Origin of the sequence: Kocuria rhizosphaericola (assembly GCF_044462205.1) — a bacterium.
Classification (GTDB): domain Bacteria; phylum Actinomycetota; class Actinomycetes; order Actinomycetales; family Micrococcaceae; genus Kocuria; species Kocuria rhizosphaericola.
This window is the reverse complement of record NZ_JBISWK010000170.1, coordinates 1-12,171: the sequence shown is the minus strand read 5'-3', so window position 1 is coordinate 12,171 and position 12,171 is coordinate 1. Positions and strand designations below refer to the sequence as shown.

At 73.2% G+C, this 12,171-nt stretch carries 11 protein-coding genes; 7 read left to right on the top strand and 4 right to left on the bottom strand.

The features are described from left to right. Positions 1–23: 23 nt before the first annotated feature. The 3 genes from ACH9D2_RS17300 to ACH9D2_RS17290 all read left to right on the top strand — a co-directional run bounded on the left by ACH9D2_RS17300 (position 24) and on the right by ACH9D2_RS17290 (position 3,212). Positions 24–260 (top strand): DUF3107 domain-containing protein, encoded by a 237-nt coding sequence (locus tag ACH9D2_RS17300; protein ID WP_396364066.1) that lies wholly within the window; start codon positions 24–26, stop codon positions 258–260. Between the two features lie 358 nt (positions 261–618). Next, positions 619–2,358, top strand: a complete 1,740-nt coding sequence (locus tag ACH9D2_RS17295) for a DEAD/DEAH box helicase (RefSeq protein WP_396364065.1) — start codon at positions 619–621, stop codon at positions 2,356–2,358. Further along, a complete protein-coding gene (locus ACH9D2_RS17290; RefSeq protein ID WP_396364064.1) occupies positions 2,355–3,212 on the top strand; it encodes a DNA-methyltransferase in 858 nt (285 codons plus the stop codon). The genes ACH9D2_RS17295 and ACH9D2_RS17290 overlap by 4 nt, the downstream gene beginning before the upstream one ends. Before the next feature lie 83 nt (positions 3,213–3,295). Here ACH9D2_RS17290 and ACH9D2_RS17285 read toward each other — a convergent pair whose 3' ends face one another. From ACH9D2_RS17285 to ACH9D2_RS17275, 3 genes are all read right to left on the bottom strand, one after another. Then, the gene (locus ACH9D2_RS17285; RefSeq protein ID WP_396364063.1) at positions 3,296–3,427 is read right to left on the bottom strand and encodes a putative transporter small subunit; all 132 of its coding nucleotides are present in this window, start codon (positions 3,425–3,427) and stop codon (positions 3,296–3,298) included. 26 nt (positions 3,428–3,453) lie between these two features. After that, positions 3,454–5,151, bottom strand: a complete 1,698-nt coding sequence (locus tag ACH9D2_RS17280) for a sodium:solute symporter family transporter (protein ID WP_396364062.1) — start codon at positions 5,149–5,151, stop codon at positions 3,454–3,456. Between the two features lie 300 nt (positions 5,152–5,451). Then, a complete protein-coding gene (locus tag ACH9D2_RS17275) occupies positions 5,452–6,303 on the bottom strand; it encodes a PHP domain-containing protein (protein ID WP_396364061.1) in 852 nt (283 codons plus the stop codon). Between the two features lie 81 nt (positions 6,304–6,384). On the opposite strand from ACH9D2_RS17275, the gene ACH9D2_RS17270 reads away from it, so the two are divergent. Continuing rightward, entirely contained in the window at positions 6,385–7,959 is a 1,575-nt protein-coding gene (locus ACH9D2_RS17270; RefSeq protein WP_396364060.1) for an aminopeptidase P family protein, read from the top strand. Positions 7,960–8,040: 81 nt separating this feature from the next. Here the strand turns inward: ACH9D2_RS17270 and ACH9D2_RS17265 are convergent, their stop codons facing one another. Next, a complete protein-coding gene (locus ACH9D2_RS17265) occupies positions 8,041–8,958 on the bottom strand; it encodes a general stress protein (RefSeq protein WP_396364059.1) in 918 nt (305 codons plus the stop codon). 96 nt (positions 8,959–9,054) lie between these two features. Between ACH9D2_RS17265 and ACH9D2_RS17260 the strand changes: the two genes are divergently transcribed. The 3 genes from ACH9D2_RS17260 to ACH9D2_RS17250 are packed head-to-tail and all read left to right on the top strand — an operon-like array spanning position 9,055 to position 12,158. Next, on the top strand, positions 9,055–10,356 hold the full coding sequence (locus ACH9D2_RS17260; RefSeq protein ID WP_396364058.1) for a magnesium transporter MgtE N-terminal domain-containing protein: 1,302 nt from the start codon (positions 9,055–9,057) through the stop codon (positions 10,354–10,356). After that, positions 10,349–10,978: a DUF1003 domain-containing protein gene (locus ACH9D2_RS17255; protein WP_396364057.1), complete on the top strand. Its 630-nt coding sequence runs from the start codon at positions 10,349–10,351 to the stop codon at positions 10,976–10,978. The genes ACH9D2_RS17260 and ACH9D2_RS17255 overlap by 8 nt, the downstream gene beginning before the upstream one ends. Beyond that, positions 10,971–12,158, top strand: a complete 1,188-nt coding sequence (locus ACH9D2_RS17250) for a P-loop NTPase (protein ID WP_396364056.1) — start codon at positions 10,971–10,973, stop codon at positions 12,156–12,158. Before ACH9D2_RS17255 ends, ACH9D2_RS17250 begins: the two co-directional genes overlap by 8 nt. The last annotated feature ends 13 nt before the right edge of the window (positions 12,159–12,171 follow it).

Genomic DNA, 12,171 nt, shown 5'->3' with positions numbered 1-12,171 from the left:
CGCAGCCCTGTCCAGGAGGAACCATGGAAATCAAGATCGGTGTTCAGCACGTCGCCCGGGAGATCGTCGTCGAGTCGGCCCTCGAGGCGCCGGAGGCCGTGGAGCTGATCACCACCGCCATGACCTCCGGGACCCCGCTGACCCTGACCGACACCAAGGGCAACGTGACGGTCGTCCCCGCCGGCGTCATCGGCTACGCCGCCGTCGGCGCCGAGCAGAAGCGGCCCGTGGGCTTCATGCCCTTCACGAAGGACGACTGAGACCCCGGCCGATACCCCCCCTCCGCCGGCCACGGCGGACCCGGCCCGGCGACCGCACGGAACGTGCGCGGTCGTCGGGCTACACTGTTAAGCGCACTGGATGACCGGTCGTACCCGCGATCCCACGAACGACAGACACCTACTCGCCCCCGCTCCCCGCGAACAGGCCCCGCACGGCGGCCTCGCGCAGGACCGGATCCGGGCGCCACGCTCCCGTGGCCCGCCCGGTCGAGGCGGCGCACGCTCACGATCGGCTTCCACCCAACGCACGCCCCCGGCGGCCGCCAGCACGGCGGCCCGGAGGCCGGACCCCGGTCCCCTCCCTTCAGCGGGCGTGCCCGAACGAAGGAACCCGACCGTGACCGACTACATCACCGACACCGCACCGGACGCCGCCGCGCCCGGCGACGAGACCGCCGTCGACGGCACCCCCGAGGTGGTCGTCGAGACCACCGAGCACCCCGAGCCGCTGCCGCAGGACTTCGCCGAGTTCGGGGTGCGCCAGGACATCGTGGACTCCCTCGCGGCTGAGGGCATCGTCCACCCCTTCCCCATCCAGGCCATGACCCTGCCGGTGGCGCTGTCCGGTCAGGACATCATCGGCCAGGCCAAGACCGGCACGGGCAAGACCCTCGGCTTCGGCATCCCCGTGGTCCAGCGCGTCGTGGGCCGCGGCGACGCGGGGTGGGACCAGCTGAAGAAGTCCGGTGCCCCGCAGGCGCTCATCGTGGTGCCCACGCGCGAGCTCGCCGTCCAGGTCGGCCACGACCTGGCGACCGCCGCGCGGACCCGCAACGCCCGGGTGGCGACCATCTACGGCGGCCGCGCCTACGAGCCCCAGATCGAGGAGCTGCAGGCGGGCGTCGAGGTCGTGGTCGGCACCCCCGGCCGCCTCATCGACCTCAACCGGCAGCGCCACCTCGACCTCTCCGCGGTGCGGGCCGTGGTGCTCGACGAGGCCGACGAGATGCTCGACCTCGGGTTCCTGCCCGACGTCGAGAAGCTGCTCTCGGCCGTGCCCGAGGTCCGCCAGACCATGCTCTTCTCGGCGACGATGCCCGGGCCCGTGGTGGCCATGGCCCGCCGCTACATGACCAAGCCCATGCACATCCGGGCCGCCGCGCCGGACGAGGGCGCCACCAAGAAGGACATCCGTCAGGTGGTCTACCGGGCGCACCACCTCGACAAGGACGAGGTCGTGGCGCGGATCCTGCAGGCGGAGGGCCGGGGGCGCACGATCGTGTTCACCAAGACCAAGCGGGCCGCGGCAAAGCTCGCGGACGAGCTGATCACCCGCGGCTTCGCCGCCGCCCCGCTGCACGGCGACCTGGGCCAGGGCGCGCGCGAGCAGGCGCTGCGCGCGTTCCGCAACAACAAGGTCGACGTGCTCGTGGCCACGGACGTCGCCGCCCGCGGCATCGACGTGGAGGACGTCACGCACGTCATCAACTTCCAGTGCCCCGAGGACGAGAAGACCTACCTGCACCGCACCGGCCGCACCGGCCGCGCCGGCAACAAGGGCACCGCCGTGACCTTCGTGGACTGGGACGACATCCCGCGCTGGCGGCTGATCGACAAGGCCCTGGAGCTCGGCATCCCCGAGCCCCGCGAGACCTACTCGTCCTCCGAGCACCTGTACGAGGAGCTGAGCATCCCGAAGGGCACCAGGGGCCGTCTCCCCCGGTCCAAGCGCACGCACGAGGGGCTCGGCGCCGAGGTGCTCGAGGACCTCGGCGAGCCCGGCGGGCGCAAGAGCGGTCCGCGCGGCGAGGGCCGGGACGGGCGTTCGCGCGAGCGCGGCGACTCCCGCCGCGGCGAGGGCCGCGGCGCCGGCCGCGGTGAAGGACGCGGCGAACGTCGCGGAGAAGGTCGCGGAGAGGGTCGCGGTCCCGGCCGCGGCGAGGGCCGCGGCCGCCGCGACGACGCCGCCACGTCCGCCCCGCCGAGCGAGGCGCCCCGCGAGACCGCCCGCGAGACCACCCGCGAGACCTCGGTGGAGCGATCCTCGGACGGCACCACCCGGCGTCGCCGGCGCCGCCGCGGCGGCGGGCAGGGCGGCGGAGCCCGGCAGGAGCAGAGCGGCACCGCCGGCGAGTGAGCCTCTTCGCCTTCGATGCCGAGGGCCCCGACGCGGTGGTCGCCGCGGAGAACCTGGATCTCCTGCGGCGGCTGCCCGACGGGGCCTTCCGCATGATCTATGTGGATCCGCCCTTCAACACGGGCCGCACCCAGCGCCGGCGGGAGTCCACCGTGACCCCGGCCGCCGCCGGCGAGGGCGATCGCACCGGCTTCGCCGGCCGCTCCTACACGACCGTGCTGGGGGCCCTGCGCAGCTACGACGACGCGTTCGCCGACTACTGGGGGTTCCTGGAGCCGCGCCTGCGGGAGGCGTGGCGGGTGCTCGCCGAGGACGGGACGCTGTACCTGCACCTGGACTACCGGGAGGTGCACTACGCGAAGGTCATGCTGGACGCGATCTTCGGGCGGGAGTGCTTCCTCAACGAGATCATCTGGGCCTACGACTACGGCGGGCGCTCCCGGCGTCGCTGGCCCGCCAAGCACGACAACGTCCTGGTGTACGTCAAGGACCCCGAGCGCTACCTGTTCGACAGCGCGGAGGTGGACCGGGAGCCGTACATGGCCCCCGGCCTGGTGACCCCGGAGAAGGTCCGGCTGGGCAAGCTGCCCACGGACGTGTGGTGGCACACCATCGTCTCCCCCACCGGCCGCGAGAAGACCGGCTACCCCACGCAGAAGCCCGTGGGTCTCGTGCGGCGGATGGTCGCCGCCAGCTCAGCCCGCGGGGACTGGGTGCTGGACTTCTTCGCCGGCTCGGGGACGCTCGGCGCCGCCGCCGGGCAGCTGGAGCGGCGGTTCGTGTGCGTGGACCGCAACCCGGAGGCGATCGAGGTCATGCGCGCCCGCCTGCCGGGGGCTACCGTGTGGGACTGAGCGCGGGATCCTCCCGGGAATGGATGTCAGGCCCGGACCGCCGCGGCGGTCCGGGCCTGACGTCGTCCTGCGCGGGGACCGGCTCAGATGAGCTCGTGCCCGTCGCGCCTGGCCTCGGCGGCCTCCTTGCCGAAGGCGGTGCAGATCACGGCCAGGGTGCCGGCCACCAGGAGAGGCCAGACGAGGACGTAGACGGTGAGGGCGAGCGGGGACATGGGGGTCCTTTCGGGGTCGTCGGGGATCAGAGCGCGCCGCGGGCGCCGGTGAGGGCGGTCTCGGCGGGGGTCCCGGCGGCGGCTTCGTCGGTGAAGTCGCCGGTGCGCCGCCGGATCGAGTCGAAGTCGAAGTCGTCACGGTGGCGCACGGACATCGCCCAGCACACCACCGTGCTCACCGCGTAGGCGACGAGGGAGCCCGTGAGCGCCTCGTAGTCGCGCAGGAAGCCCAGCACGAAGGGTGCCGAGGCGAGGGCCGCCAGCAGGCCGACGACCAGGGCGGGGCGGGTGCCCAGGAAGCCGAAGACCATGAGGCCCAGCACCACGCCCACGCCGACCACGGCCAGGACCTCCACGAGCAGCGGCAGCGGCCCGGTGGCCGGGACGGCCCCGAAGCGCACGGGCAGGAACACGGCGAGGGCCGCCAGCACCGAGACGGTGAACGCCCTGTTGGTGACCTTGCCCCAGTAGAAGCTCGCGATGACGGGGAACACCAGTGCGCCCCAGAGCGCCCCCACGAACACGAGCAGGTCGAGGATGTTCAGCTGCAGGCTCGCGAACACGACGGCCACGGCGGTGGCCACCAGCATGGTCAGCCGGCCGACGAGCAGCATCGTCCTCGGGTCGGCCTTCCGGCCCCTGCTGCGCACGCCCTGGCCGTAGACGTCCGCCATGGTGATCGAGGAGAGGGCGGAGAGGTCCGAGTCGGCGGTCGAGGAGAGCGAGCCGATGATCATGACGAAGAACACGGCCAGCAGGACGCCCGGCAGGTAGCCGGCGGCCACCTGCGGGAGCAGGTTGTTGGTGTCTCCCCCGACGGGCTCGATCCCGGCGTAGAGGGCGAGCACCCCGATCATGCCGATGCCGATGATGGTCGCGCCGTAGCCGATCGTCGCGGTGATGAAGGTCGGCTTGATGAGGTCCTCGCGCACGGCGAAGAGACGCTGGGCGATGGTCTGGTTGCCGATCGCGTAGGCCAGCACGGCCGCGATGTACGGTGCGCCCTGGTTGAGGAACGCGTCGCCGGAGAAGAAGTTGCCCTGCTCGGGCGTCAGGTTCTGGGCGCCCTCGGTGAACAGCGACGGCCCGCCCAGGAGGAAGAAGAGCGCCGGGACGATGACCACGACCGCGCCGAGCATGGCCACGACCTGGGCGAAGTCGGTCAGCACCGAGGCCCGGAACCCGGACCACAGGGTGTACAGCAGCACGCCGGCGGCGATGGCGACGACGCCCTGCACGAAGCTGAACGGAGAGAGCATCGAGATGAGCGCGCCGCCGGCGATGAAGTTGGACATCAGGCTGATGACGCTGCCCACCACGTTGGAGCCGGCCAGCATGAGCTGGCTCGAGCGGCCGTGCCGGGCGTACATGACCTCGGCCAGGGTGTGGGCGTGCGGGGCGACGCTGCGGATCCGCCGGCCGAACGGGTAGATGAACAGGATCATCAGCGCGCCCCAGAGCCCGTAGTGGATGGGCCCGGAGATCCCGTAGGTGTAGCCGGAGGTGACCGAGGCGTACATCGAGGACGCCCAGATCCAGGTCGCGGTCATGGACGCCGCGGAGACGCCGAAGCCGACCCCGTGCCCGGCCGTCATGTAGCTGTCCGCGTTCTCCTTCTTGTGCCCGATGCGCACGGACATGAGAAAGGTCCCCCCGTAGAAGAGGACGAGGAGACCGATGGTGAGGATGAGGCCGAAGGGCGGATCGATGTCGGCGGGCGGCATGCAGGTCCTTTCGTCGGGACGGCGGACACCGCGAAGCACCGGCCGCCGGCTGGTCAGGAGGGTGCCGCGCGGGGGCGCTGCTGCGTCGACGCACCTCCGGGAGCGGCCGGGCCGAACGTAACACACCGTCGCGGACCGGCTCGGGGCGCCCGCGACCCCTCGATCGGTCGCTGGAGCCCGTCATGGCGGGGCGGAGCGGGCCCGCCGGGCCGGTGCGGCGGGTGAGCAATCTCACCGGTTCCCGGGGGTGCGGCGGTCCTGTGGACCGCGCGGGCGGTGGTAGGAGCGGCGGCGGAACGCTCAGGGGTAGCGCACGGGGACGCCGGAGGCGGCCTGCTCCTCGATCCGCACGAGCGACTGGACGGACGTCAGGTTCTCGCCCAGCCGGTTGGGCTTGCCGGCCCCGTGGTAGTCGCTCGAGCCCGTGACCACGAGGTCGTGCTCGGAGGCCATCCGGACCAGCCGGGCCCGGGCGTCGTCGGGGTTGTCCCGGTGCGCGACCTCGAGCCCGCCGAGGCCGGCGTCGATCATGGCCTCGAAGACCTCCGGGCCGACCACCCTCCCGCGGGCCGCGGCGAGGGGATGGGCGAACACGGGAACGCCCCCGGCGGCCCGCACGAGGCGCACCGCGTGCACCGGGTCGGGCGCGTAGTGGGGGACGTAGTAGCGGGAGCGGCTGTGCAGCACCGAGGCGAAGGCCGCGGTGCGGTTCTCCACGACCCCGACGCTGACCAGCGCGTCGGCGATGTGCGGGCGGCCCACGGTCGCGCCCTCGTGCACGTGGTCCAGGACCACGTCCCAGTCGATCGGGTAGTCCGCGGACAGCAGCTCGACCATGCGCTCGGCGCGGGTGCGCCGGGAGCAGCGGGAGGACTCGACCTCGGCGAGCAGCCCCGGCTCCTCCGGGTCGTGCAGGTAGCTCAGCAGGTGCACCGAGATCCCGTCCTCGGTGGTGCAGGAGATCTCCATGCCCGGGACGAAGGCGACCCCCAGCGCCACGGCGGCGTCCCCGGCCGCCCGCCACCCGGACGTGGTGTCGTGGTCGGTGAGGGCGAACACGTCCAGGCCCGCCGCGTGCGCCGCGCGGGCGACGTCCGCCGGGCTCTCCGTGCCGTCGGAGTCGGACGAGTGGGTGTGCAGGTCGATCTTCACCCGCTCCACGATACCGGCCCGGGCCGGACGGCCCGCCGCCTCCCGTGGCACGATGAGACGGACGACGCGAGGAAAGGAATCATGACAGAGCACAGCACCACACCCCAGGACGCCGCGCAGCCGCTCTCGGACCGGGTCGAGAACCGGTCCCAGCGCCCCGACTCCGCCGCGTTCCAGCAGTTCATGGCGTCCCAGTGGGCCGAGGCGGAGCCCGCCGACGTGGAGCGGGCCGCGGTCGCGGACTACGCCGCCGAGCGGCGGAGGCGGATCTCCGAGCGGTTCCCCGGCGAGCGGCTCGTGCTCCCCGCCGGGCCGCTCAAGGTCCGTTCCAACGACACCGACTACCGCTTCCGGCCGCACTCCGCGTTCGCGCACCTCACGGGGCTGGGCGTGGACCACGAGCCCGACGCCGTGCTGGTCCTCGAACCCGTCGAGGAGGGCGCGGGCGACGACGGGGGCCACCACGAGGCCACCCTGTACTTCCACCCCATGGCCGGCCGGGATTCGAAGGAGTTCTACGCCGACGCCAAGAACGGCGAGTTCTGGGTCGGGCCCCGCCCCACCCTCGAGGAGCTGGGGACCGCATACGGGCTGCGGACGCGCGACCTCGGGGGCCTCGAGGACGCGGTCACGAAGAACGCCGGGCCCTCCGCGCTGGGCGGCGTGCGGATCCGGCTCGTGCGCGAGGTGGACCTGAACGTCGACGCCCTGGTCGACACCTCGCGGATCAACACCGGGGTGGACCTCGAGTCCTCGGACGCCCTCGACGGCGAGCTCGCCGAGGCGCTCTCGGAGCTGCGGCTCGTCAAGGACGCCCACGAGGTCGGGCAGCTGCGCGAGGCCGTGGACGCGACCATCGCCGGCTTCACCGACATCGTGCACGTGCTGCCCGCGGCCGCGGGGCACCGCCACCGCGGCGAGCGGATGGTCGAGGGGGCCTTCTTCGCCCGGGCCCGCACGGACGGCAACGATTTGGGCTACGACACCATCGCCGCGTGCGGCAACAACGCCACGGTCCTGCACTGGATCCGCAACACCGGGAGGGTCATCCCCGGGGAGCTGATCCTCGTGGACGCGGGGGTGGAGGCCGACTCCCTCTACACCGCGGACATCACCCGCACCCTGCCCGTGAACGGGCGCTACACCGAGGTCCAGCGGCGGATCTACGAGGCGGTCCTCGACGCCGCCGACGCCGCGTTCGACGCCGCGGTGCCCGGCAACCGGTTCCGGGACGTGCACGCCGCGGCCATGGAGGTCCTCGCCCGGCGGCTGGAGAGCTGGGGGCTGCTTCCTGTGCCCGCCGAGGTCTCGCTCTCCGCGGAGGGCCAGCACCACCGGCGGTGGATGCCGCACGGCACGAGCCACCACCTGGGCCTCGACGTGCACGACTGCGCGCAGGCCAAGCGGGAGCTCTACGTGGACGGGGTCATCGAGCCCGGGATGGTGTTCACCATCGAGCCCGGCCTCTACTTCAAGGAGGAGGACCTCGCGGTGCCGGAGGAGTACCGCGGGATCGGCGTGCGGATCGAGGACGACGTCCTGATCACCGAGGACGGCAATGTCAACCTGTCCTCCGGGCTGCCCCGCACCCCGGACGAGGTCGAGGCGTGGATGACCGGGCTGTGGCACGCCCGTGAGGGCGTCGACCCGAGCTGAGCCCTCCGCCCGCGGTCGTCCGCAAGCGGCCTCGCCGGCGAGAGGTCGTCCGCAGACGGCCTCCCGCCCGGCGGGAGGTCGTCAGCGGGAGGTGTCGGCGGACGTGCTCCCGCCGGCGGGCGTGTCCCGCCCGGCAGGATCCTGCGAGCCTGCGTCCGGGTCGCGGGTGCCCTGCCCGGCGGGCTCCTGCCCGGCAGGCTCCTGCCTGCCGGCCTCCCCGGCCGGCTCCCCTGCGGGGAGCCGGATGCCGTACTGGGGCCGGCCGTCGGGCAGGTCCTGGAACGTCGCGGAGGGGCCGGGCGCGGCGGCCCGCTCGCCCTGGCCCTCCGGCGGGGCCGCCGGAGCGGGGCCCGCCGGACCCGGTGCCCGCTCCCCGGGGGCGCCGTAGGAGGGCCGCTGCCACGGGGCGCCGGCCGGGGGCCGCCCCAGGGACCGGTCCTGTTGCGGACCGTGCTGCGGGCCCTGCTGCGGAACGGGTCGCGACCCGGGAGCCGTCCGCGGCAGGCTCTGCAGTCCGTGCAGCCCCTGCAGCACCTGCTGGGCGCGCTGTGCCACCTCGGGGGCGGCCACGACGTCGTAGGAGGTGGCGACGATCTGGTTGGTCGAGGTGAAGTCCCGCTTCCCGCGCTGCATGGCATAGGTGACGGTGGCGAGCAGCATCCAGAAGGCCCCGCCCATCAGCACCGACACCAGCAGCGTGGACACCCACTGCTCCCCGCCCAGCAGCGACAGGATCATCCCGAGGAAGGCCCCGAAGACCATGCCGTTGAGCGCGCCCTGGCCTGCGACCTTCGGGTAGCTGAGCCGGCCGGTCACCTGCTCCACGGACTTCAGGTCGTTGCCCACGATCGCGATCCGGTCCACCTCGAACTGCTCGTCGGCGAGGTGGTCCACCGCCTTCTGCGCGTCGGCGTACGTGCCGTAGCGTCCGATCACCTCCCCGCGGGGCAGACCGCGGACGGCGGGACTGGCGGGGGGCAGGGACCGTGGCGAGCTCATGCCCCCATTCTCCCCCATCCGTCCACTCCTCCGCGCGCCGCACCGGGTCCCCGGCCCCGCGCCCGGCCCCGTGGACCCGGTGGGTAGTCTTGTACGGTGAGCAGCAACATCGACAAGATCTTCATCGCGCGCCTGATCGGCCTCGACGTGTTCGACCCCCTGGGGGACCGTCTGGGGCGGCTGCGCGACGTCGTCGTGCTCATGCGCGGCAGCTCACGGTACGGGCGCTCCTCCCAGCGCCCCCTCGTGGTCGGCCTCGTGGTGGAGGTCCTCGGCAAGAAGCGGGTGTTCGTGCCCATGACCCGGGTGACCAGCATCGACGCGGAGAAGATCATCAGCACGGGTCTCGTGAACCTGCGCCGCTTCGAGCAGCGCGGAGCGGAGACCCTGGCCGTCGGCGAGGTCTTCGACCGCACCGTGGTGCTGCGCGACGGCTCCGGCTCGGCCACGGTCGAGGACATGGCGATGGAGCGCAAGCGCAACACCGGGGACTGGCTGATCACCCAGCTCTTCGTCCGCCGCACCGGCACGGGCGGGGGGCTGATGCGCCGGCGCAACGAGACGCTGATCATCGACTGGGAGGACGCGGGCGACCCCTCCGCCGCGGGCCATCAGCCGGCCACCCAGTGGGTCGCCTCCCACGAGGAGCAGCAGCCCGCCGACCTCGCCGACGAGCTCCACGACATGTCGGCCAAGCGCATGCTCGAGATCGCGCACGAGCTCCAGGACGACCGGCTCGCCGACGTCCTCGAGGAGCTCCCGGAGGAGGACCAGGTCTACATCCTCACCAACATGGAGCCGGACCGCGCGGCCACGGTGCTCGAGGAGATGGAGCCCGACGACGCCGCCGACCTGCTCAACGAGCTGCCCGACGCCCAGGCCGAGGGGCTGCTCGCGCTCATGCAGCCCGAGGACGCCGAGGACGTCCGGCGTCTGCTGGAGTACGAGGAGGGCACGGCCGGCTCGCTCATGACCCCCGTGCCGATCATCCTGCCTCCGGAGGCCACGGTGGCCGAGGCGCTCGCGCACATCCGCCAGGAGGAGCTCAGCCCCGCCGTCGCGGCGGCCGTGATCGTCTCCCGCCCGCCGCTGGAGACGCCCACCGGCAAGTACCTGGGCATGGTGCACACCCAGAAGCTCCTGCGCTATCCCCCGCCCGAGGCCGTGGGCAACCTCATCGACCGCTCGCTCGAGCCGGTCTCCGACCTCGCCTCCCTGCAGGACGTCGCCCGCGAGCTCGCGACCTACGACCTCACCATCATCCCGGTGGTCAACGACCACGACCGGGTGGTCGGGGCGATCACGATCGACGACGTCCTCGACGCCCTGCTGCCCGACGACTGGCGCACCGCCGACGACGGCACCCCGATCCGGAAGGTGGGCAAGCGGTATGAGTGAGCGCGAGCCCCGGCGCACCCGCGTCAGCACCCGCGTCAACGCCCTCGACCAGCCACGCGAGCACCGGCCCGGGCTGCTGGACCGGTTCCGGCCGAACCCCGACGCCTTCGGGCGGATGACCGAGGGCTTCGCCCGCTTCATGGGCACCCCGCAGTTCCTGCTGTGGATGACCGTGTTCGTGGCCCTGTGGCTGGGCTGGAACACCATCGCCCCGCGGGAGCTGCAGTTCGACTCCAAGGACCTCAACTTCACGCTGCTCACGCTGATGCTCTCGCTGCAGGCCTCGTACGCGGCGCCCCTGCTGCTGCTGGCGCAGAACCGGCAGGACGACCGGGACCGGGTGACCCAGGAGGAGGACCGCCGCCGGGCGCAGCAGAACCTCGCCGACACCGAGTACCTGACCCGGGAGATCGCGTCCCTGCGGATCGCGCTGCGCGAGGTCGCCACCCGCGACTTCGTGCGCTCGGAGCTGCGCTCGGTGCTCGAGGAGATCCTGGAGTCCCAGGACGACGCCCCGGACACCGACGAGCCCGGCTCCCCGCCGAGGAGGGCCGCCCGCCGCAGGAGCAGGAACCCCGACCGCCCCGCCACCTCCGAGACCCGAGGGATCCCCCGTGCCTGAGCCCCGCCCCGACGACGTCCTGACCCCCGAGGCACTCGACCCCGCGCTGCGCGCGGCGCTCGACCGGGTGCTCGACCCCGAGCTGCGCCGGCCCGTGACCGAGCTGGGGATGATCCGCTCCGCCGCGCTCGACGACGCCGGCCACGCCGCCGTGCACGTGCTGCTCACGATCAGCGGCTGCCCCCTCCGTTCCACCATCGAGCAGGACGTCCGGGACGCCGTGGGGACCGTGGACGGGGTGCGCTCCGTGGACGTGCGGATCGGGGTCATGACCCCCGAGCAGCGCACCGCCCTCAAGGACCGGGTGGGCCACACCCGGACCGTGCCCTTCAACGACCCGTCCTCCCTGACGCGGGTGCACGCCGTGACCAGTGGCAAGGGCGGGGTCGGCAAGTCGACGGTCACCGTCAACCTCGCCGCGGCGCTGGCCGCGCGGGGCCGGTCGGTGGGCATCGTGGACGCGGACGTCCACGGCTTCTCCGTCCCCGGGCTGCTCGGCATCGACCGGGCGCCCACCCAGGTCGGGGACATGATCCTGCCCCCCGTCGTGGAGGTCCCCGAGGAGGCGCGGGAGGACTCCGGGCGCGCCGGGGTGATCAAGGTCATCTCGATCGGGATGTTCGTGGACCCGGACCAGCCGGTGGCATGGCGCGGGCCTATGCTCCACCGCGCCGTCGAGCAGTTCCTCACGGACGTGCACTTCGGGGACCTGGACCACCTGTTCCTCGACCTCCCGCCGGGCACGGGCGACATCGCGATCTCCGTGGCGCAGCTGCTGCCCTCGGCGGAGGTGCTCGTGGTCTCCACGCCCCAGCAGGCGGCCGTCGAGGTCGCCGAGCGCTCCGGGGCCCTCGCGGTGCAGACCGGCCAGAAGGTGGCCGGGGTGGTCGAGAACATGGCGGGCATGCCGATGCCGGACGGCAGCGTGCTCGAGCTCTTCGGCGCCGGCGGAGGCACCCGGATCTCGGACTCCCTGACCCGCCGGCTGGAGTACGACGTGCCGCTGCTCGGCGCCGTGCCCCTCGACGTCGCCCTGCGCGAGGGCGGGGACGCGGGCCGTCCGGTCGTGTGGTCGGCGCCGGGCTCGCCCGCCGCGGTCGCGCTCCGCTCGGTCGCCGACGCGCTGGGCGCCCGCCCGCGCGGGCTCGCCGGGCGCCCGCTGGGCCTGGGGCCGCGCTGAGCCGGTGCCGGCC

Coding starts and splice junctions, on each gene's coding strand:
- ACH9D2_RS17300 (WP_396364066.1), top strand. CDS start 24: ATGGAAATCAAGATCGGTGTTCAGCACGTCGCCCGGGAGATCGTCGTC.
- ACH9D2_RS17285 (WP_396364063.1), bottom strand. CDS start 3,427: ATGTCCCCGCTCGCCCTCACCGTCTACGTCCTCGTCTGGCCTCTCCTG.
- ACH9D2_RS17280 (WP_396364062.1), bottom strand. CDS start 5,151: ATGCCGCCCGCCGACATCGATCCGCCCTTCGGCCTCATCCTCACCATC.
- ACH9D2_RS17270 (WP_396364060.1), top strand. CDS start 6,385: ATGACAGAGCACAGCACCACACCCCAGGACGCCGCGCAGCCGCTCTCG.
- ACH9D2_RS17265 (WP_396364059.1), bottom strand. CDS start 8,958: ATGAGCTCGCCACGGTCCCTGCCCCCCGCCAGTCCCGCCGTCCGCGGT.
- ACH9D2_RS17255 (WP_396364057.1), top strand. CDS start 10,349: ATGAGTGAGCGCGAGCCCCGGCGCACCCGCGTCAGCACCCGCGTCAAC.